General features: G+C 67.6%; 19 protein-coding genes. 2 read left to right on the top strand and 17 right to left on the bottom strand.

The annotated features are described in order from the left end of the window. Nucleotides 1-63 precede the first annotated feature (63 nt). The 3 genes from A5711_RS22260 to A5711_RS22250 all read right to left on the bottom strand — a co-directional run bounded on the left by A5711_RS22260 (nt 64) and on the right by A5711_RS22250 (nt 2845). The gene (locus A5711_RS22260) at nt 64-1536 is read right to left on the bottom strand and encodes an FAD-binding protein (protein ID WP_067950362.1); all 1473 of its coding nucleotides are present in this window, start codon (nt 1534-1536) and stop codon (nt 64-66) included. Next, a complete protein-coding gene (locus A5711_RS22255) occupies nt 1533-2036 on the bottom strand; it encodes a VOC family protein (protein ID WP_067950359.1) in 504 nt (167 codons plus the stop codon). The genes A5711_RS22260 and A5711_RS22255 overlap by 4 nt, the downstream gene beginning before the upstream one ends. Before the next feature lie 125 nt (nt 2037-2161). Continuing rightward, on the bottom strand, nt 2162-2845 hold the full coding sequence (locus tag A5711_RS22250) for a TetR/AcrR family transcriptional regulator (RefSeq protein WP_067950358.1): 684 nt from the start codon (nt 2843-2845) through the stop codon (nt 2162-2164). A gap of 112 nt (nt 2846-2957) precedes the next feature. Here A5711_RS22250 and A5711_RS22245 point away from each other — a divergent pair, with 112 nt between their 5' ends. Next, complete coding sequence (locus A5711_RS22245) at nt 2958-3413, top strand: nitroreductase/quinone reductase family protein (protein WP_067950356.1); 456 nt, start codon at nt 2958-2960, stop codon at nt 3411-3413. Between the two features lie 5 nt (nt 3414-3418). Here A5711_RS22245 and A5711_RS22240 read toward each other — a convergent pair whose 3' ends face one another. Together A5711_RS22240 and A5711_RS22235 are read right to left on the bottom strand one after the other, a co-directional pair. Continuing rightward, nucleotides 3419-4102, bottom strand: a complete 684-nt coding sequence (locus tag A5711_RS22240; protein WP_067950354.1) for a hypothetical protein — start codon at nt 4100-4102, stop codon at nt 3419-3421. Nucleotides 4103-4196: 94 nt separating this feature from the next. Beyond that, on the bottom strand, nt 4197-5129 hold the full coding sequence (locus tag A5711_RS22235; RefSeq protein ID WP_067950352.1) for a sterol desaturase family protein: 933 nt from the start codon (nt 5127-5129) through the stop codon (nt 4197-4199). 101 nt (nt 5130-5230) lie between these two features. Here A5711_RS22235 and A5711_RS22230 point away from each other — a divergent pair, with 101 nt between their 5' ends. Beyond that, on the top strand, nt 5231-6427 hold the full coding sequence (locus tag A5711_RS22230) for an NAD(P)/FAD-dependent oxidoreductase (protein ID WP_067950349.1): 1197 nt from the start codon (nt 5231-5233) through the stop codon (nt 6425-6427). On the opposite strand, the gene A5711_RS22225 is transcribed toward A5711_RS22230, so the two are convergent. The 12 genes from A5711_RS22225 to A5711_RS22170 all read right to left on the bottom strand — a co-directional run. Next, on the bottom strand, nt 6424-7137 hold the full coding sequence (locus A5711_RS22225; RefSeq protein WP_067210077.1) for an MgtC/SapB family protein: 714 nt from the start codon (nt 7135-7137) through the stop codon (nt 6424-6426). The two genes, A5711_RS22230 and A5711_RS22225, sit on opposite strands and share 4 nt — an antisense overlap. A gap of 142 nt (nt 7138-7279) precedes the next feature. Beyond that, a complete protein-coding gene (locus tag A5711_RS22220; protein ID WP_067950347.1) occupies nt 7280-7600 on the bottom strand; it encodes a DUF732 domain-containing protein in 321 nt (106 codons plus the stop codon). 89 nt (nt 7601-7689) lie between these two features. After that, on the bottom strand, nt 7690-8013 hold the full coding sequence (locus A5711_RS22215) for a DUF732 domain-containing protein (protein WP_067950345.1): 324 nt from the start codon (nt 8011-8013) through the stop codon (nt 7690-7692). Between the two features lie 49 nt (nt 8014-8062). Further along, entirely contained in the window at nt 8063-9481 is a 1419-nt protein-coding gene (locus tag A5711_RS22210; protein WP_067950343.1) for a PPE family protein, read from the bottom strand. A 72-nt stretch (nt 9482-9553) separates the two neighbouring features. Continuing rightward, nucleotides 9554-10804 (bottom strand): PPE family protein, encoded by a 1251-nt coding sequence (locus tag A5711_RS22205; RefSeq protein WP_369829954.1) that lies wholly within the window; start codon nt 10802-10804, stop codon nt 9554-9556. A gap of 1245 nt (nt 10805-12049) precedes the next feature. Continuing rightward, complete coding sequence (gene eccA / locus A5711_RS22200) at nt 12050-13882, bottom strand: type VII secretion AAA-ATPase EccA (protein ID WP_067950340.1); 1833 nt, start codon at nt 13880-13882, stop codon at nt 12050-12052. After that, nucleotides 13879-15075 (bottom strand): type VII secretion protein EccE, encoded by a 1197-nt coding sequence (gene eccE, locus A5711_RS22195; RefSeq protein ID WP_067950338.1) that lies wholly within the window; start codon nt 15073-15075, stop codon nt 13879-13881. Before eccE ends, eccA begins: the two co-directional genes overlap by 4 nt. Nucleotides 15076-15094: 19 nt before the next feature. Beyond that, entirely contained in the window at nt 15095-16930 is a 1836-nt protein-coding gene (locus A5711_RS22190) for a type VII secretion-associated serine protease mycosin (RefSeq protein ID WP_067950336.1), read from the bottom strand. Next, a complete protein-coding gene (gene eccD, locus A5711_RS22185) occupies nt 16908-18419 on the bottom strand; it encodes a type VII secretion integral membrane protein EccD (protein WP_067950334.1) in 1512 nt (503 codons plus the stop codon). The genes A5711_RS22190 and eccD overlap by 23 nt, the downstream gene beginning before the upstream one ends. A gap of 264 nt (nt 18420-18683) precedes the next feature. After that, nucleotides 18684-19586, bottom strand: coding sequence for an ESX secretion-associated protein EspG (locus A5711_RS22180; protein ID WP_055405688.1), 903 nt, complete (start codon nt 19584-19586; stop codon nt 18684-18686). 87 nt (nt 19587-19673) lie between these two features. Then, nucleotides 19674-19958, bottom strand: a complete 285-nt coding sequence (locus A5711_RS22175; RefSeq protein WP_046182844.1) for a WXG100 family type VII secretion target — start codon at nt 19956-19958, stop codon at nt 19674-19676. Nucleotides 19959-20008: 50 nt separating this feature from the next. After that, on the bottom strand, nt 20009-20230 hold a 222-nt coding region (locus A5711_RS22170; protein ID WP_067950332.1), incomplete at its 5' end, for a WXG100 family type VII secretion target.

Genomic DNA, 20230 nt, shown 5'->3' with positions numbered 1-20230 from the left:
CTGGGTCTTAGCGCGCCTGCGCGCCCCCGGCCCGCCCGGCCGCGTGCGCTCCGGCGCTGGGTCTTAGCGCGCCTGCGCGCCCCCGGCCCGCCCGGCCGCGTGCGCTCCGGCGCGGCGGCCGAAGAACGAGCCCTCCCCCAGCTGTGTGCCGCTGGCGTAGCCCTTGCCGTCCTGGGCGATGTTGGACGCGCACGCCCCGGCCGCATACAGGCCCGGCACGACGGTGCCGTCCTCGCGCAGCACCTCGCCGTCCACGGACGTGACGAGCCCGCCGATGGTGAAGCCGGCGTACATCGCCTTACCCAAGGACATGTCGAACGCGCCCCAGGGGCCGTGATCTTGTGCCGCAAGGAATTCGGGCTGCTTGTGAAAGTCCGGGTCCTCGCCGCGGGCGGCGTTGGCGTTGTAACGGTCCAGCGTCGCGACCAGGTTGCCCTCCGGAATGCCAAGCGCGGCTTCCATTTCCGGGACGGTTTCCCATCCGTCGATCAGCGGCACCAGCGGCATCTTGGGGTGCTCCAGGTGCGCCTCGTCGACGATGAGGAACGCCGCGCTGTCCGGCTGGTCCATGATGAACCCGGAAGTCCTGGAATGGTAGGAATCCTCGGCGACGAAGCGCTGTCCCAGCTTGTTCACGATGATGCCCGTCAACAGGATCGACGGCGGGTACGGCGGAGCCGTGATGAAGATCTGATCCATGTGCTCGGTTGCGCCGCCGGCCGATACGCCCATCCGGATGCCCAGCCCGTCGTCGTACGTGTTGCCCAGCACGAACGGTTTCTCGGCCAGCTTGGGGGTGTACTTGGCAACCATCTCCGGGTTCATCACGAATCCGCCGGCAGCGACGATCACCGACTTTGCTTTGATCGCACCGGTTTCGGAGAACTGCTTCCACATGACACCGCACACCGCGCCCGAACCGTCCACGATGAGTTCGGTGGCGCCCGTCTCGTACCGGATCTGGACGCCCAGGTTCGCGGCGCGCTTCAGCAGCAGATCGATCACCATGCTGGCGCCCCCGGTGTCGCCGGGCACGGGCACCTTGTGGCCCCGCGGCGCCGGCACCGCCTGCTCCAGGAACGGCCACACCTTCTCGTTGCCGGTGAACATCAGGCCCTCGGTGTTGGGCTGAATGACGGCCTTGCCCGGAAAGTAGCTGCGCTCGAATTGAAAACCCAAGTCTTCCAGCCAGTTGAAATGCTCGACGCTGCCCTCGCAGTAGGCCCGGATCTTGTCGTGATCCGGTTGCCGGGACACGGCGACCAGGTATTTGTACATCTCCTCGGGCGAGTCGGCGTGGCCCGTGGCCTGCTGAACCGCCGTTCCCCCACCCAAATAGAAGTGCCCCCCGGCAAGCGACGTCGTGCCGCCCGCCGCCGCGGCACGCTCCAGCACCAGCACCTTCGCCCCGGCGGCCGCCGCGCTGACGGCGGCGCAGCCGCCCGCGATGCCGAAGCCGACCACCACCACGTCGACGTCATCCGACCACGACGTCACGTCGTCCGCGCTGACCGTTGCCGGGATCTCCGTGCTCATTGGCGCTGCTCCTGTTTGATGTAGTCGTAAAACGCCCTCATCTCGCGCGCGATGTAGGCGATCTCCACAAACGGCACCGCCGCCTGCGGCGCTGACACATAGGCGAACTGGATCCCGCCGGGCATCACACCTTGCTGCACGACCGCGGCGCCGAATTCCACGGCCTCGGCCAACGCCGCGTCGAACTGCCCGGGGTTCTCGGCCTCCATGCAAATGTGGTGCAGACCGGGCCCGGATTCGCGCAAAAAGTCACTATAGATGTTCTCCCCGCGGACGGGCTGGATCAGTTCCAGCTGCATGTCGCCGAGATAGCTCAGCGAGATGCTGGCGACGAAATCGGCCGGCTTGCCGAGGTAGCTGCAGGATTCCGGAGCAAAGTGCACGTCGGGTATGCGGACCCATTTGCGCACCCCTAACAAGCCGGTGAGGGCGGTTTCGGTGGCGTCCAGGTCGGTGGTAACCCACGCGATCTGCGTTGGCGATTGAACGGGAAGGGTCATCGTCTCGCAGGATAGTCGAGTGGCTCGGGAGCCAGGAAGGGCCGCGAAAACTTTGCCATGGCGAGCGGCTCCCGCGTTCCGCAGGCTGGGTGAACATGTTCTAATTCCGGGCGGCGGCCGGCCCGTCAATGTTGGCTCAACACGTCCACCAGCAGCCGAAGCTGCGCGCCGAACACCGCCTCGGGATCGGTCAGGGTATCGGCGCCGTATTGCCCGAACACCTCGAGGCTGATCGCACCCAGCACCCCCGCCCAGAGCAGGAAGCACTTGGCGACCACCTGGTCGTCGCCGGGGAAGCCAAATTCCTGGCGAATCCGCTCGAAGTCCGACGACATCGGTTGGGGCGCAACGGTATCGGTCAGCCTGATGTCGCCGGTGGCAATGCCCGACGCCACGGCGTCGAAGAACGCCGCCACCACCCGGGTGCCCACGGCCACGGTGCGCTCCGGCGGTGCGTGATACCCGGGCACGGGGCTGCCGTACAGCAGGGCCCAGCGGGCGGGGTGCGCGACGGCCCACTCCCGTGTCGCCCGGGAAATCGCGATGACATCGTCGCTCCAGAGGTCCCCGACCGCCTCGCGGGCGCGATCGACGGCGTCGGCGAGGTCCGAGTAGGCATCGACCAGCAGCAAGGTCAGCAGCTCGTCGCGGCTGGACACGTACCGGTAGACGGCCGACGACACCATGCCGAGGTCCCGGGCGATCGCACGCACCGACAACCCGGCCGCGCCGCGGTCGACCAGCTGCTGGCGACCGAGCTGGATGATGCGCGACTCGATCTGCTGCCGGGTCTCCTGGCGTTTGCCCACGCGGCCAGTCTGGCATAACCGAGATCACCGCTCTTGCTTTCCGGCTGAGCGTGTGGCACAGTCTCCGTTTAGAGAGCACTGCTCTCGGAAGGTTTGCAAGAAAGGATGCGACATGTCCACGCGATACGAAGAACCGGGCGGGGCCGTGCGGGCCGCCAACGCGGTGATCCGCTGGCTTGCCGAGATGGGTGTCAGCATCGCCGGCACCCATGCGCTGCGGGTGCGCGGGCGCAAAAGCGGGAAGACGCGGGCGGTCGTCATCAATCTGCTGACCGTTGACGGGGTGCACTACCTGGTCTCACCACGAGGCAACACCCAGTGGGCCCGCAACGTCCGGGCCGCGGGCGTCGTCGAAACCGGCCCCCGCTGGCGCCGGCGCCGCGCCCGCGTCACCGAGGTGGCCGACGCGGCCAAACCGGAACTGCTGCGCCGCTATCTGGAGCGCTGGTATTGGCAGGTCAAGGACTACGTCGCCGGGCTGACCCCGGTCAGCACCGACGAGGAGTTCCGCGCCGTCGCACCCACGATCCCCGTGTTCGCGCTCGCGGAGGCGGACGAGTCCCGCTGAATCGCCTAACGAGCGCCCCCGCGCGTCACACCGAGGTCCTCACGGACCTCCTCTGAGGTCGCCCGCCAAGACACCGCCGCCGGAAAGTCCCCCCACACGCTGTTGAAGATCCCCACGAGCAGCCCCGGACCCGCGCTGGACGGCAGGTACACCGGCCCGCCCGAATCGCCGTTGTGGCTCTGCACGCCGTGCGACATGGTGAACCAGCCGTTGTTCACGCTCTCCACCGTCCCGCAGGTTTCGCCGGTGCTGACGCCGAAGTGGCAGATCGCCTGCCCGGGGGCGAGCGCCGCCGCCGGATTCGAGATCAGTGGACGCCCGCCCGGCAGGACGTTGTTCGCCATCACGCCGTTGTCCAGCACGATCGCCTCGTAGTCGGTGATCAGCTGGTCGGTAGCCACCGTAGTGCCGCTGGGGGTGTTGTCCCGGAAGGCGGCCAGCCGGCCGATGACGGCCCCGCCGCGGTCGGTGACCACGCCCGCGCCGCCGCGGCAGTGCCCCGCGGTGAAGGCGATCTTGAGATTGGGGTCGACGTAGCCCAGCGTGCAGACGCGATTGTCCTGCCGGATCTCCATGCCCGGATAGACCATGACGGGGTCGGCTTTGGCCGGCGCGGTCGGCATCCACTGCGTGAGCGCGGCCACGGTGATCGACGCGGTGAACGCTCGCATTGCCAGGCGACGCACCATCAACTCCGATCCCTCTGGGCCAAATCTCGACCGATTTGAGATTACGGCGTGACTTTCCGTTACGCAGAAGTCTTCGCGCCGTCCGCCGCCGGCGTTACGGCGATGTGGCCAGGGAAACGGCGGTCTCGGTGTGGTCCGCGGTGCGCGGGGCCCAGCCCGGCGGGCCGAAGACGTAGCCCAGCCGGTCACGCAGCCGGGTCGCCGAACGCCAGTCGCGGGCGATCGCGACGTATTCGTGGGTCTGCAGCTTCCAGATGTTGAACGTGGTGACCTGCTTGGTCAGGCCGTAATGCGGGCGGAACAACTCGGGCTGGAAGCTGCCGAACAGCCGGTCCCAGATGATGAGGATTCCGCCGTAGTTCTTGTCGAGGTAGATCGGGTCCATTCCGTGGTGCACCCGGTGATGCGACGGGGTGTTGAAGAGGAATTCGATGGGCCGTGGCAGCTTGTCGATCCGCTCGGTGTGCACCCAGAACTGGTAGATCAGGCTGATCGAGAAACTGAAGAACACCATCCAGGGCGGGACCCCCAGCAGCGGCAGGGGCACCCACATCAGGATTTCGCCGCTGTTGTTCCACTTCTGGCGCAGCGCGGTCGCGAAGTTGAAGTATTGGCTGGAGTGATGGGCCTGGTGCGTCGCCCAGATCAATCGGACCCGGTGTGCGATCCGGTGATAGGCGTAATACAGCAGGTCGACGCCGACAAGCGCGATGACCCAGGTGTACCACCGGGCCACCGACAGGTGCCAGGGCGCCAGGTAGGCATAGATCGCGGCGTAGCCGAACAGGGCCAGGGTCTTCCAGGCGGCGGTGGTGCCCACCGAGACCAGCCCCATCGAGATGCTGGCCAGCGAGTCGCGGGTGAGGTACGCGCCGGAGACCGGCCGCGCGTTTTCGGCGATGCTCTCCAGCTTTCGGGCCGCCGCCCATTCCAGCGTCAACAGCAACAAGAAGAAGGGAATGGCGAGCAGCACGGGATCCCGCATCTGCGGGGGCAGCGCGGACACGAAACCTGAGAGTGCACTCACAGGCATAAGACTACGACGGCCGACGGGACGTGCGGGTCGCCTTGGTTCGCCATGCGGTCCAAACTGGGACGACGGGGCCGAACGACGCGAGGTGTTAGCAGTTGGCAGCTGTGGTGGTGATCGGCTCGGGCTTTGCCGGATTATGGGCGGCGCTCGGCGCCGCGCGCCGACTCGACGAGCTGGCCGTCCCGACCGGAACGGTCGACATCACCGTGTTGGCCACCCAACCGTTCCACGACATTCGGGTGCGCAATTACGAGGCCGACCTGCGCCCATGCCGCATTCCGCTCGCCGGCCTCCTCGATCCCGTGGGCGTGGCACACGTGGCCACCGAGGTGACCGCGATCGACACCCACGCACGCACCGTCGCCACGTCGGGCGGGGTGACATACGAGTACGACCGGCTCGTGCTGGCCTCCGGCAGCGAGGTCGTCAAACCCCCCATACCGGGCCTGCGGGAGTTCGGTTTCGACGTCGACACCTACGACGGTGCCCTTGCCCTGCGCGACCACCTGCTTCGGCTCGCCGACGGTTCTCCAACGGCAGCGGCGGCCACGGTCGTCGTGGTCGGGGCGGGGCTGACCGGCATCGAAGTGGCTTGCGAGCTACCCGACAGGTTGCGGCGGCTGTTCGCCGGCAGCGACGCCACTCCCCGCGTGGTGCTGCTGGATCGCAGCCGCATCGGCTCCGACATGGGCGCCTCGGCGCGACCGGCGATCGAAGCCGCGCTAGCGGCCAACGGCGTCGAGACCCGGGCGGGCGTCGGTGTCGCCGCCATCAGCGAGCGCGGTGTGTCGCTGACCTCGGGTGAACACGTGGCGGCGGGCACGGTGGTGTGGTGTGCCGGTATGCGGGCCAGCTCGCTGACCGAGCAGCTGCCGGTGGCGCGCGACGGCCTGGGGCGGGTGCCCGTCGATGACTTTCTGCGGGTCATCGGCGTCCCCGCGGTTTTTGCCGCCGGCGACGTCGCGGCCGCCCGTATGGACGACGACCACCTGTCGGTGATGTCGTGTCAACACGGCCGCCCGATGGGCCGCTACGCCGGCTACAACGTGATCAGCGACCTGTTCGGCGAACCGCTGCTGGCTCTCCGAATCCCTTGGTATGTAACGGTTCTCGATCTCGGACCGGCCGGCGCGGTCTACACCGAAGGATGGGATCGGCTGCTGGTGTCAACCGGCGAACGAGCCAAGGCTACGAAGCGGACGATCAACACCCGTCGCATCTATCCGCCGCTGACCGGGAACCGCGCCGACCTCCTGGCCGCGGCCGCGCCCGAGTTGCAGGCCCGCCCTTAACGGTCCGATTGCGCTTCGTCGCCGGCATACCACTGCACCGCGCGAACTCCCGGCTGCAGCGACAGCTCCGCCACCAGCCGCTCCAGCCGGGACGGGGCGTCGCCGTCCATGAGTAGGTGCGCGGTCAACGTGACCTCGTCGTCGCCGGACCGCCCGGTATGGATGCCGCGCAGCGTGATGTCGTTACCGCTCGCGTGCTGCACGATCTGGGCGCGCGCGTACTGCTCGTGTTTGGGACGCGAGACCACCTGCACCAGGTAGGGCCGCAGACTTTCGTCTTCGTCGCCGGTGTTGTCGCGATCGATCAGCCGGCCGAGCGGACGCCCGAACACATGTATCGCGATGACGGTCCCGGTGCCGATCAACGCGAACACCAGGTGACCCGAGGCCGCCAGGACGCCGATCGCCGCGGAACACCACAGGGTGGCCGCGGTGTTGAGGCCCCGGACGTTGACGCCCTCGCGCAGGATCACGCCACCGCCGAGGAACCCGATGCCGGACACCACGTACGACGCCACCCTGGTGGGGCTGGTGTCCGCGGTGGCGGCGGCATACAGCACGAACAGGGTCGCGCCGCCGGCGACGAGCGCGTTGGTCCGCAGGCCGGCCCGGCGCGCCCGCCATTGCCGCTCCAGGCCGATGAGGGCGCCACATCCCACGCCCACGGCGAGCCGGAGCGCGAAATCGGCGACGCTCAGCGTGGTCTCCATCGGCACTCCTTCCCCCGGCACCGGCCGGAGCTAACCACTCTCAGGTGAACGGCAGGTGGCGCCGAGCCGAACCGGATGCGTTGCGGTCATGCGTGCGAAACCCGTGCGCCGCCAAAGGGTTCCCGATGTGGCCGACGCCAGGCTAGCTCTTGTTGAGTTGCTGGGGACAGTAGAATTTCGCGGCGATCGCCAGAAACGACGTGGCGTGATCCGTAGTGAGCCCGGGATTTTGGCCCTTCAGATCGTTGACCATCTGGGGGCCGTACTCGCCGTTGCCCATCGCAGTACATACCGCCTGGGCGAACTGGACCGCCGCCTCCGGCGTCTTGTAGGTGATGCCCGCGCTTCGCAGCGACGCGAGAAAGCTCGCCTCGTCGACGCCGCCCGCATCCGGCTCGCCGTGCGCGGGCGCGGCGAGCACGATCGCGGCCGGAACGGCGATCAGCGGCAGCAGCAGCCTCATAACCGGTGATTGTCTCATGGCGCGACGTCGACCGCAGCACCGGCTCGATCTTGCGAAATGCCTTCTGGGCCAGGGTAATACCGTATCGGTCAGGCCTTGCTGAGCTGATGCGGGCAGTAGTACTTCGCGGAGATCATGGCGAAGTTGGACGCCATCTCCATGTCCATGCCCGGATTGTGCATCTTCACGTCATGGACCAGCTCCAAACCCGATTCGCCGTTGTTCAGGCACGAACAGACGGCCCGGCCCGCCCCGACGGCCGCATCCGGACTTGCGAAGCCGAAGCCGGCCTGGTGCAGCGCGGCGAGGAACGCCCCGTCGTCGCCGTCCGGTACGGGTGGAGGATCGGCGTATGCCGGTGCGGCCAGGCCGATCAGGGCGGGGACGCCCAGTAGAACCAGTAACCGTTTCATTGCTCGCCTTCCTTGCGCATCGCCACACGGGCTTGAATCATGTTGGCCGCTAACCTAATTGGGCATCAGCGGGCAGGACTTTGGACTTGTCGCCCTTCTTCAGGTGCACGGCGTGGATGCCGGGCTTCTTCGCCAGCTGCTCGAGCAGGGCGTCGAGACCTTCCTGGTCGACGTTGTGGTGCTGCACGGTTTCGGGCTTCTCCGATATCTGTGCGACCAGACGCTTCAGCTGTTCCGGCGACTGCTTGTCTTTGAGGTCCTTGATGGGCTTCATCCGGTTGCGCACGCCGGCGCCGACCACGGTGGGCCCCCCGGAGCCGAGGGCGCTGCCCAGCATCCCCGCCATTCCCATCGAACTGAACAGGCTGCCCTCGCCCAGCGCCGCCGCCGGCACCGCCTCGGGCCCCGCGGCCGACAATGCGGCGGCAACTGTTCGGATGGCCGGGGTGGCCGAGGCCCAGCTCGGCGGAACGCTCAACTGCCCCACCAACGTGCCGCGCGCGAAGCCGGCCGTCGGGCTGATCGCGTCGTAGAGCGTGCCCCGGCCGAAGCCCAACGCCCCCAGCCCGGCGCCCAGCGCGTCCTTCGGCAGCGCGCCGTAGGCGACGGGTGGAGCGAACTTGAGCCACTGGGACACGGGGAAGTTGATGAGCAATCCGACGTCGTTGAACTGCGTGGTCAGCCCCAGGGGCACCTTGACGGCGTTGTACATGGCAGTGATCAACGGCGTGCCGCCGGGAGTTGTGCCGAAGCCCTTCAAGAAGGTGGTGATGGTGGTGTTGTACTGGGTGGCGAGCTGCGAGAGCCATGCCAGTATCGGGTTGCCCGCTGTCGCGGTCGTGGTGAGCGAGTTGGCCGCCGCGCTGACCGTTGACCCCGCATTGCCGGCGGAGGTGCCGGCACTTTGGCTTATCGCGGCCGCCTGCATCGTGGTCCCCGCAGTGTTGGTGGTCTGGGGCGGCTCCGCGAACGGCGTAAACCTCGAGGCCGCCTCCGACGAGGTGGCGTAGCTGTCCATCGCCACGGCGTCCTGCGCCCACATCTCGCCGTACTCGGTCTCGGTGGCCGCGATCGCGGCGGTGTTCTGCCCGAACAGGTTGGTCGCCATGAGCTGCGCCAAGAGGGCACGGTTCTCCGCGATCACCGGTGGCGGCACATGCGCAGCGAACGCCGCCTCGTACGCGGCTACCGCCGCGCCGGCCTGGGTGGCGGCTTCCTGGGCCTGAATCGCGGTCTGCTGCATCCAGGCCACATAGGGCGCGGCCGCCGAGGCCATGGCGAGGGAAGAGGGCCCCGCCCACGGCCCGGTGGCCAGACCCGAGACCACCGACGAATAGGCCGACGCCGCGGACTGCAACTCGGTGGCCAGGTTCTCCCACGCGGTAGCGGCCGCCACCAAGGACTCCGGTCCCGGGCCGGCATACATCCGGCCCGAGTTGAACTCCGGCGGAAAGGCTCCGTAAAACATGTGTGACCCCTTACCTGGTGGCCGGCGGCCGGGTGTTCGGTGCTGGGCAGATGTGCGGTGTGTTCATGGCGGTCACTCCTCGATGCACGGGATCACGATGATGGTGGCGGCGGCCGGGTCGGCCTCGGCGACGGCACCGCCGAGCGAGCTGGCCGCCGCGGCGGCACTTCCGGTCATGGGGTGGGTCGCGCTGGCCGCGACGGCGCGTCCCAGCAGGCTGGACAGCCCCATTTGGCTGAACACTCCCTCTTCACCGGCGAGCGCGGCGGCCGGGGCGGCAGCCATGTTGGTGGGCATCACCTGGGCGACGGTCCGGATGGCCGGGGCCGCGTCCGTCCAGCCCTGCGGGACCGACATGCTGCCGACCAGGGACGCTTTGCCCATGGAGCCCGAAACCGGTCCGACGGCGGAGCTGAGCATGGGCCGCACGGCGCTGGGTCCGCTGGTCAGTGGCGCGAGTGCCCCGGAGATCGCCTTCGGGCCGGACAAATAGGCGGCGGCGCCCTGGCCGTTCTGGCCCCAGGCGTACGCCTGGCCGAACGACAGGAACGGGCCACCCGGGACGCTGCTCCATGACTGGGGGGAATACGGGCCCGTCAGCACCGACCAGATGTTGTTCCAGTAGTCGAGGTTTTGCCCGATTCCCGTGGTGACCCCGGTCCCCGTCGTCGGGTTGGCTGCCGCGGTATTGCCGGCGTTCAGCAGGGGTTGCAGCGTGCTCAGTTTGGAGGCGGTGTTGGAGCCCGATTGCGCACCCGACTGCGTGACCGCGGCCGCCTGCATGGGTCCGGCCGACTCGTTCGTGGTCCGCGGCGGCTCCGCGAACGGCGTCAGTTGCGATGCGGTTGCCGATGAGGCCGCGTACCCGTACATCGCGGCGGCGTCCTGGGCCCACATCTCCATGTATTGGGCTTCGGTGGCGGCGATTGCCGGGGTGTTCTGGCCGAGGATATTGGTGGCGATGAGCGTTGCCAGCAGCGCGCGATTGGCCGCGATCACCGGTGGCGGCACCGTCGCCGCGAACGCCGCCTCGTAGGCTCCCGCGGCCAGCTTGGCCTGGGCGCCGGCCTCCTCCGCTTGAGCGCCGGTGGCGGTCATCCACGCCACGTATGGCGCGGCGGCGGCGGCCATGGCTATCGACGACGGACCCGTCCACGGCCCCGTCGCCAGCGACTCGATCGTCGAGCCGTACGAGGCGCTCGTGGCCTGCAACTCCGCCGCCAATTCATCCCACGCCGCCGCCGCGGCCAGCAGCGGACCCGACCCGGCGCCGACGTACATCCGCCCCGAGTTGACCTCCGGCGGAAGCGCCCCGAAGTCCAACATCGACTACCTCCCGTCCCTTAAGTGGCCGCCAGGGTAGGCGCGGCTTTGCTGCCCCGGCCGCAACCGCGGCAAGGTTCTAATGAAATCCATCAGATCCGTTTCTGAAGCCACGAGCTCATTCCACATACTTCAAATAACCGGCCATTCGCTGCCTAACTGAATCCCTACAAAGATCGCGTGTGACTAAACCTGCCAACCGCCCACAAACATAAGAGCATTGTGGCGATAGCGCATTTCCGTCCGCGTTCCTTCCGCGTAACCAAATGTAAAAATCAAATGTCACTTCACCACCGGCCCGTGTGAGAAGTTGGGCGGGCAGCTATTTCGATGTGATCTTGAATACATCAAGGTTAAGAACGGTTCGAGGCGCAGTTGAGCGGCGGTTTACTGGCTGCGCAAACCGCTATTTCGGGCAATAGAAGGCCCACGGATCGACGTTATCATCGACCGTTTTAAAACGATTTCCAGTCATATCAAAGAAGGATTGGAAGTGTTGGATCCTCCTATCGCCATATGGCAACACAGCGAAATACGCATATCGGACATATGCCGCAAAGTTGCCCGCGGATCAAACCGCAAGCTCAAAGCGAGCGTGTCAATGTCAAGCCGATCGGGACGCAATTACGCCCAACCAGAGCCGACGGCGTTGTCGGTGCCGGCTGTGTTGCTGCCGGCCGTCTAGAACTTTTGCCCGCGCGGTTGGCCGCCGTCCGGATCGCCCGGCGGTTGCGACCTACCCGGGCGATGTGCTCCCGGCGGGGCACCGAGCCCGCGGCGCCGGTACGTCGCGAACGAGACTGACGCCGGGTCTCCGCCGGCGCCGCCCGGGCGCGAACCATGGCGCCATGCCCGCCCACTCCACCGACACTTGATACCCGATTGCCATGCCGTTCCCCTACCGTTCACCCACACGAAGGGTAGATGGGCTACTCTGCCGCGCCGCTGATTAGCTGCTGGCAGTTTCCTGGGAGGCCGGCTGTGCCTGGTCACCGACGGTTTTGCCGAGTCCTCGCCATTCGGCTGGGACGCCTAAGACGTTGCTAGGCGTGCCATTTTCCTCAAAAGCGGCTTGTAAATAACCGAGGCTCCGTCGAGCCGCGGCGAGCGGCCGGCTGGCGCACTGCCGGCCGGCCGTTGCTCACCGCGGGAGGCCCGCGCATACCTGACACCGCCGCGAAACCCCGCGGGAGCCGGGTTCGGCGCCAAACCGCGGCACGAATTAACTGAAGTGAGCCGCGCGGCCTAGGTCGTCTTGTTCTCCGCGACCGCCGCGCTGAGGCCCTCGGCCAGGTCCTCCTGGGTCAGCTCCTTGAATCTCAGGAGTTGCCGCTCGCTGAACTCGGTGACGTCGCTGGCCAGCACCGCATCCAGGTCCTCGTCGTCCAGACGGAAACTGCGGTGATCGCGGGCCTTCTCGACCACATTGCGCACGAAGCCGGCATTACCGAGCGTATCGATGCCGCGGATCAGGTCCCCGTCCTCGGAGTAGCTCTCGTCGAGATAAAACCTGGTGTACGAAGGCAATAGGGAATGCGCCGCTTCCTCGGTGATGACGTCCTCGTTCTCCTGGCCCATCAACCGGGTCAACGCGACCAGCTCGTCCGGCGTATAGCTGAAGAACTCGATCACGGTCGAAAACCGCCGCCGCAGACCCTGATTCACGTCCAGCATCTTCTCCATCGCCTTGGCGTAACCGGCACCGAAGACGACGAGCTCGTCGCGATGGTTCTCCATGTACAACAGCAACGTGTTGATGATCGCGTTGCCGTAGGGGTCACCTTGCTGGTAGCCCTTCTCGTGCAGCGTGTGCATCTCGTCGAAGAAGACCGCCCCGCCGAGAGCTTCCTCGAGCATCTCCTCGGTGTTCTTCTCCGCGTCGGCCATGTATCGGCCCAGCAGCTTGGTGCGGCTGGTTTCGACCACCACCGGTTTGCGCAGCACCGTCAGGCCGCACAACTGCTTGCTGAAGGCGCGCGCCACCGACGTCTTACCGGTCCCGGGCGGCCCGAGCAGCAGTGTGTGGCGCGAGGTCACCGGCACGGGAAGGCCCATCTTGGCGCGGGCCAGGTTCACCTTCGTCGTGGCCTTGATGAGCTTGATCTCCCGCTTGGCGCGTTCCATGCCCAGCATCGCGTTGAGCTCGGCATCGCCCTCGGCCAGGTACCTTGCGGCCTCCTCGGCGTGGCGAGCGGCCTCCGTCTCCTCCCGGGTCGGCGCGCTGTCCGCGTCCCACGGATCCGTGCGCGCCTCAATGGTTTCCGGGTCGGTCAGGACCAGTCGATAGTTCGGGTTGTCCAGCGCTTCGCGGGCGGGGCTGAACTTCGGATCCCGCGAATACACCCGGCGCAACAGCTCGACGGCCTCTTCCTCCCGGCCCAGGTGTCGCAGGCACATGCCCTGGGTGTAGAGGGCGATGTTGGCCGCGCCCGGGACGCGGTCTCCTTCAATCGCGTCCTGGCCCCGCCGGATCGCCTCCTCGAAGACGCCGAGCGACGCCAGCGCCGTCGTCGCCATCGCCGCTCCGGCGGCCTTCAGTTCCGGCTGACGCCAGACCTTGCCCTCCGGGAATTGGTTGAGCACATCCGGCCACCGCCCGGTGCGGAAATACAGGATGCCCCGCACGTAGTCGACCAGCTCCTGCTCGAATGGTTGGCGCGGCGTTACCCCGTCGAGCAGTTCGGCCGCCTCCTCGTAGCGCTTGGCCTCGGCCAGCACGGCCGCGTAAGCGCACGCCAGGGACTCGACGCTGGTGACAGCCAGCTGGAGGAACAAGCCGTCTGAGACCTGGGGACGGAAGTGCAACTCGGTGACCCCGAGCCGGCGGGTCTCCCACCCGAACGTGCGAATCGATGCCCATGCACCGGCGAGGACCTCGATGCTCCGCTCCCCCGCCAGCAATCGCGCCAGCCAGGCGTCGCACATCCCGGGGTCCAGGCTGCTCGCCGTGGCGAACATCTGCGACGCCACCTGCGGATTGTGACTCGGTTGCAACCCGTTGACGGATATCCCGGATGCCAGCAGGCCGGCAACCATCGCGTTGCGGGCGCCCTCAGCGGTCGATTGCGGCCGCGTCATTGCGCCACAGGCACGCCCGACGGACTCCCTCGCAGCTGATCGACCGACAGCACCAGGTCGTCGTCGTCACGCAGTCCGCGGCTGGGCACCACGAGCATGGAGCGCGTCGCCGGAGCGGGCAAGCTGGCGCGGACCGCGGCCAGCTGGCGTCCGGTGAGGCGGTTGAGGCCGGCCGAGACGTCTCGGGGCAGCCGCTTCTCGCTGTGGAAGCGCACCCAGGCCGATACCTGCGGCCGGCCCGCCCGCGCCGTCAACCGGACCGTCAGCACGGTGGCGACGGTGTCGGCCTGCCACAGCTCGTCGAGCGTGTCGGTGGTGATGTCGGCGGGCGTCACCCAGAAGCTGGTGGTGAAGCCGTTGAAGTGTTTGAGGTGGCGCCAGCCGGGCCGGCTCCAGGTGGGCTCCAGATCGGCCAGGACCGCACGGTCCACCTCGGTGAGCTCCTCGGCGGTCAGCGGCCGCGCGGCACACGTGAGCCCGTCCAGATCCTGGGCCAGCCGCTCGGTCGCCGCCACCAACGTCGAAGCCAGCGAATCGCGGACCGCCACCGCGGCGATGTTGCGCTGCGGGTTCATCCGCAACACCAGCCAGGTGCGGCGAACATAGGAGGTCGGCTCGCCATTCGCCACCTCCCACTCCTCGGGGCCCCAGTCGTCGAGCTTGGACAGCTCGGCGGCGTTGCCGCCGCGACGCACCTTCACCGACACGATGTCGATGTCGTCGAGGTGAATGTCGAACTGCCGCAACCCATCTGCCACCGCCTGCACCAGCAGGGTGGGCGGCGACGTCCGGTGCCGGTGGCGCGACGACGGGTCGTCGTCGCCCCCGTTGACCGTGATGACCGTCACCAGCTGACCCTCGTACTCGCGCACGCCGACCTTGTCGCGCCCGAAGCGGCGCTGGTAGTCGAGCGCCGGCGTGCAGCCCGCGCCCAGCGCGCTGCCGGGGTCGGCGGACCAATCCCACAGCCAGGTCGCCAACCCCGATGTCACCGTCACCCCGTGATAGGTGATCAGCGAGAACAGCGCGATCAACGCCGCCAGCCCGACGCCCACCCAGAACGCGATGCGATAGGTGCCCTGCCAGGACTCCGGGCAGTGGCTGGCGACCACCATGATGGCGACGTCGACCAGGAACACCGCGGTGACCCGTGGCCACGACAGTGACAAACCGAACCTGCGCTGAGCTTTCATGACTGTTGCTGCTCCGCCCTTATTGCTGCTTCCGCGATCGCTTCATCAGCATCGCCGTTCCAAACACGCCCCCACCGATCAGTAACGCCCCGAGCAAGCCTCCGGCGGCCACCCACACCGGCACCATATCCCGGGGTGGGGCGGGCTTCGGTATGTTCAGCGGCGCCGAAAGTTGCTGCGGCGGCTTCAACGGCCCTTCGGGTACGTCCCACGTCAGTGCCGCCACCGGGTCGACGATCCCGTGCCCGATCTGGTTGTCCACGCCGCGCGCCGGCGCGCGGGCGGTGCGGGTCAGCCGGTTGATGACCTGGTACGCCGAGAGCTGGGGGAACTTCGCGCGAACGAGCGCGGCGACGCCGGACACGATCGCGGCCGAGAAGCTGGTGCCGGACGGAACCAGCAGCGTGTTGTCCGGCCCGTCGATCGCGTTGATGACGCCGTCGTCCCGGGGGGACAGCCCGATGACGTCGGTACCGGGCGCGGCGATGCCCACCCACGGGCCGGCCACGCTCGTCGACGCCTGCCCCTGGTTGCCCTGGGTCATCGGCCGGCCGTCCTCGTCGACCGCGCCCACCGTCAGGACATAGTCGCTGAACCAGGACGGCGTCACGACGGTGGTGACGGAACTCCAGTTGCGAGGATCGTTGGGCTGCAACGGATCATGCGCCGGGTTCTGCTTGCAGTCCTTTTTGCTCGTGTCGCCGGCCGCAGCCACTATGACGGCGTTCTTGTCGACCGCCGCGTAGCGCACCGCCGCACCCAGCGCGCGCTGGTCGACGATGTTGCGCGCGCTCATACAGGTCACATCCGAGATGTTGATGATCTGCGCGCCCATGTTGGCGGCGTGCACGATCGCCCGAGCCATGGTCTGGACGCCGTCGATCTTCGCGCGAGTCTGCGGGTCCTCGTCGCCGGTGTAGGCGTCCTTGAGGCCGAAGGCCTGGCTCGACTGGCGGATCCCGATGATGTCCACATCCGGGGCGACACCGCTAAACGCGTCGGGACCAGCCGAGGGCGGTGCCGGCGGCGGAGGCGGCGGGCTGGGCGGCGGATCCAGCGGGCGCGGGCCGCGTGAATTGTCGACGCCGACCACGCGGCTCCCGCCGGAGTAGCTGGGTATGGTCACCGTGCCGCCGCCGTGGTTGCCGGCCGGGGCCTGCCCGCCCTGCGGAGGTCCCGGCGGCGGGCCCGCGGGCGCTGTCGGTGGCGGTGGCGGTGGCAGCCCGAACGGTCCTGGAGCGGGCTGTTGCTCCGTCGGCGAAGGCGGAACCATCGTCACGGTCTGCGGCAAGGGCGACAACGTCACCGTCTGGGGCGGTGGCGCTTTCGGGGGCGGTTCGGTGGTGGGGATGGTGACCGGCCGGCGCGGCGCGGCCGGTGGGACTCCGGCGCCGTTGGCCGGCGCGGCGCCGATCATCGAGGCCACGATGGTGCCGTGGGCGTCGCAATCCGACAGCCCGTCGCCGCCCATCACGTAGTCACCGCCGGGGATCAGGCGCGGAAACCGGGGATGCGGGCTCACACCGGTATCGATGACGGCCACCTTCACGCCGGCACCGCGGCCGAACTGCCATGCCTCCTGCAGGTTCAGCATGTCCATGTACTTCGGCGGCAACCGGAAGTCGGTGCCGGGCAGCACGCCGACCTCGGTGCAGTACGAGTTCTGCTTCATCGGCGCTGGCGGCCCGGGCGGACCGTCAGGCGGCACCGCGCCGGGATCGATCGTCGGCGGCGAAATCGCATAGGCGGGTGGTAAACCGGCCAATGCTCCTGAGGCGAGCAAGATTGCGGCGAGGGCCGCCGCGGAAGCGCGCCCTCGCCACACCTTGCTACTACCGGTAGCGGATTGCTGCATAGACATTCATCAACCACAATGCCAGCGGGAAAATCGGCATCAGGCAGAGGTATTCGATCCATTCCACAAACTTGCGGAACAGCGGGCTGTAGATGGTGTTCGGCACCACGGCGGCGGACGTGAGGCCGGCCGCCGGCAGCAGGACCAGGATCGCCGCACTGATCGACACGGCCAGGGGCGATTGCAACACCAGCGCGTACCGCGCTACCACGGCACCCACGATGAGGACGGCCGTGACGGCCAGGGTGATCGCCTGCCAGCGGTCGACGTAGGAGCGTCCGCGCAGCATCAGGAACCCGGCGCTGAACCCGGCCAGCAACAGCGGCAGCCAGCGTTGGCCGGTGTGCGGATCCGACAAAGCCGCCAGCGAGACGATCATCAAGACGCCCAGCCCGACCAGCAGGCCGGTCAAGAACGAGCGGGCGCGTTCGGCTTGCACCAAGACGTCGCGGACGGACGCGGGTCCCTCGAGGACCGGGGGGCCGCCGTCGGAGCGGACCACGGTGGTCGGCAGGTCGGGCCGGGCCTCGAACACCCACCGGCTGGTCGCCGAGGGGAACACCGGCAGGCGAATGCCGGCCAGGCGGCGCGAAAGCGCCGGCGCGGTGTGATAGACCAGCACGCACACCAGGACGACGCTGGTCAGCAGCGTCACCGCGCTGGTCATCGCGACCATGCGCGCCAGTGCCGCGATCGCCGTGACCAGACTGATGGTGACGAGCGCCGTGTAGAGCCCCAGCCTGCGGCCGGTGAAACGCAGGGCGAGCATCGCGGCGATGGTGAGCACGCCGAAGCCCAACACCGCGTGGGGAGATCCGACCCCGCCGGGCGGCGCCGCCGCCGCGGCGACCGTGAGTGGCGCCAGGCCGCTCAGCAGCATGATGTCGGCGATGCGGCGGTCCTGCTGGGTGCGCGCCCGCATCTGCAGCATCAGCGAAACGCCCAGCACCACCGCGGCGATCACCGCGGAGTACGCCGTCGGCAGCCAGGAGTTGTGGTGCCACCGGTACCAGAGCAGCAAGCCCGACGCGGCCGTCACCCCGGCCGCGACCATCGACGCACCAACCTGCACCGCGACGACCGGATCGATCGCGGCAAACCGCTTGCTCAGGTTTGCCGCGACAGCGGTAGAGATGTGCTCGATGACCTGCGAGCGATGTTCGGTGTCCTGGATGAACCGGATCCACAGCCGGTCACCGTCGTAGACGTCCTGTTCGGTCAGGGACTGGGTGGCCCGCAACGGGCTGCCGTCCACCAGGCAGAGCGCCCACCTGCCGCGGCCCGTGGCCTCCAGCGGGGTCTCCCCGAGCTCCCTGAGCCGGCTGTTCACCACCTTCAGCAGTGGCTCGGTCATCACCGAGACGGGAGCGTTGGCGTCCAGGAGGACGCCGATCTGTACGCCCGCCCCGGCCATAACGCCGACCACGACCGCCCGAGGCTGCGAAACTCCCTCAACGTCAGGCTGTAGCGCTTCAACTACCGCAGTCATCGCCCTGAACCCCTTACCGTCGTGAATGTGTAACCCCGTGCCGCCAGCCGGGCGGGAGTCCGCGCCGGCCCGTTTTCCGGGGCGCTGCGGCCCCCGGGAAACTGCAGCTCGACCAATCCGAATTCCATCTACCCCGCCTCGCGATTAAAACCTTGGTGACAGTGGTTTGAGATTTGCTGAATCTCTTAGAGAAGTATGCCGTGTTGGCTTCTCAACCGCATGTTGAGTGCAAAGACATTGGTGAACTTTGTGTTTCGTCGAATGTCAGACCCTGCTGTGGGTTTTCCACTCCCCGTAGGGAAGTGTGTCCAGCACCGTCTTGACGCCCACCTGCACCAATTGGGGGGTCGCCGGACAGATGGCCAGCCAGGCCTCCCCCGACCCGGCCGTCCGTGCCTGCTGGTAAAGCGCGATGCGGCCGCCGGAACCGTCTTTGAGCGACAGCACCGAAGCACTGGGGCCCTTCGCATCGTCCCGGTACTGACGCGCGTACACCGCGACCTCGGCCGCGGGATCGGAAAGAGCCTGTCCCAACGCGGCCACGGTGGCGGCACTGATGCCCATCCGCCGCAGGTCGCCGCCGGAAAACACGTTGAAGCCGGACTCCTGCCACGACTTCGTGGCTTCCAGCATTTCTTCCAACGGCACGTTGACCGCATTGATCGCCGCGGGCTCGGCGTGGTGTATCGACTCCAGCGCGTCCAGGACCAGCGACGCGATCGAGGCGCTGTCCGCGATCGCGACGTCGTCGACGGTGATGTCGCCGCCGACCCGCACCGCGGACACCCAGTGCTGGCCGCGGCGGGCCAGCACTACCCGAAACTCGTTGTCGGGGATGTCTCGCGAGCCGGGCGGCTGGTTCTCGTCGTCGACCACGCCGTAGAGCAGCTTGCCCCGCGACAGCAGGGCGATGACCTCGAGGTCCGGCGCGGCCAGCACCCGCATTCGAGCGGCCACATGTTCGTTCACCTGGTCGTTTTCGACGATGCCCTGCTCGCGCATCACCGCCATCCCGGGATGCTCGTTGAGCCAGTCGCTCGAGTCGGTAGAAACGAATGGCCGGCACCGCAATTCCGGCGCGACGTGCCGGATGTCCAGGAGGGCCTGGAGCATCCAGAAACCGTCGACGTTAACGGTGATGTCGGTGCGGGCGGTCTGCTGATCCATCAATACCTCAAGGGTTCAAAGTGCACGGTAACCGCAGGACGCGGCAGCACACCAGATCTCGGTGTGCTGCCGCGCCTGAAGTTGGGGTTAGGCCCAGCTGGACCCAACGGCGCTGTCGGTGCTGGCCATGTTGCTGCCGGCGCTCTGCACCTTCTGCCCGTGGGCGTTGGCCTGCTCGTAGATCACCTGGAAGTTGCGACCCAACTGGGTGATGAACTCCTGGCAGGCCACCGAACCGGCACCGCCCCAGAAGTCACCCGCAGCAAGCACATCGCGAACGATGGCCTGGTGCTCAGCCTCCAGAGACGCGGCCTGGGCGCGGATCAAGGCACCGTGGGCGTCGACATCGCCGAACTGGTAATTGATTGTCATAACGGTGTTCTCCTAATGTCTGGAATGGTACGCAGCCGCGGTTTTAAGCGCTAGCTGCCGAGGATTTGCTGCGAGGCCTGCTCTTGCTGCTCGTAGTTGTTCGCGTCGCGAATCAGTCCGTCCCGCACTCCGTGGAGCATGTTGACGATGTTGCGGAAGGCCTGGTTGACCTGACCCATGGTGTCGTACGAGGTGGCCTGCGCCTGACCGCTCCAGCCGGAGCCGGCGATGTTCATCGAGGACGCCCACATCTTGCGAGCCTCGTCCTCAAC

The organism is Mycobacterium sp. E2238, assembly GCF_001672665.1.
Classification (GTDB): domain Bacteria; phylum Actinomycetota; class Actinomycetes; order Mycobacteriales; family Mycobacteriaceae; genus Mycobacterium.
Note: the sequence above shows the minus strand (reverse complement) of the source record. Positions and strands in the feature narration are given on the sequence as shown.

Excerpts from the sequence above, each read along its gene's own strand:
- A5711_RS22260 (WP_067950362.1), bottom strand. The coding sequence starts at position 1,536 with ATGAGCACGGAGATCCCGGCAACGGTCAGCGCGGACGACGTGACGTCG.
- A5711_RS22255 (WP_067950359.1), bottom strand. The coding sequence starts at position 2,036 with ATGACCCTTCCCGTTCAATCGCCAACGCAGATCGCGTGGGTTACCACC.
- A5711_RS22245 (WP_067950356.1), top strand. The coding sequence starts at position 2,958 with ATGTCCACGCGATACGAAGAACCGGGCGGGGCCGTGCGGGCCGCCAAC.
- A5711_RS22240 (WP_067950354.1), bottom strand. The coding sequence starts at position 4,102 with ATGGTGCGTCGCCTGGCAATGCGAGCGTTCACCGCGTCGATCACCGTG.
- A5711_RS22225 (WP_067210077.1), bottom strand. The coding sequence starts at position 7,137 with ATGGAGACCACGCTGAGCGTCGCCGATTTCGCGCTCCGGCTCGCCGTG.
- A5711_RS22220 (WP_067950347.1), bottom strand. The coding sequence starts at position 7,600 with ATGAGGCTGCTGCTGCCGCTGATCGCCGTTCCGGCCGCGATCGTGCTC.
- A5711_RS22215 (WP_067950345.1), bottom strand. The coding sequence starts at position 8,013 with ATGAAACGGTTACTGGTTCTACTGGGCGTCCCCGCCCTGATCGGCCTG.
- A5711_RS22210 (WP_067950343.1), bottom strand. The coding sequence starts at position 9,481 with ATGTTTTACGGAGCCTTTCCGCCGGAGTTCAACTCGGGCCGGATGTAT.
- eccA (WP_067950340.1), bottom strand. The coding sequence starts at position 13,882 with ATGACGCGGCCGCAATCGACCGCTGAGGGCGCCCGCAACGCGATGGTT.
- eccE (WP_067950338.1), bottom strand. The coding sequence starts at position 15,075 with ATGAAAGCTCAGCGCAGGTTCGGTTTGTCACTGTCGTGGCCACGGGTC.
- A5711_RS22190 (WP_067950336.1), bottom strand. The coding sequence starts at position 16,930 with ATGCAGCAATCCGCTACCGGTAGTAGCAAGGTGTGGCGAGGGCGCGCT.
- eccD (WP_067950334.1), bottom strand. The coding sequence starts at position 18,419 with ATGACTGCGGTAGTTGAAGCGCTACAGCCTGACGTTGAGGGAGTTTCG.
- A5711_RS22180 (WP_055405688.1), bottom strand. The coding sequence starts at position 19,586 with ATGGATCAGCAGACCGCCCGCACCGACATCACCGTTAACGTCGACGGT.
- A5711_RS22175 (WP_046182844.1), bottom strand. The coding sequence starts at position 19,958 with ATGACAATCAATTACCAGTTCGGCGATGTCGACGCCCACGGTGCCTTG.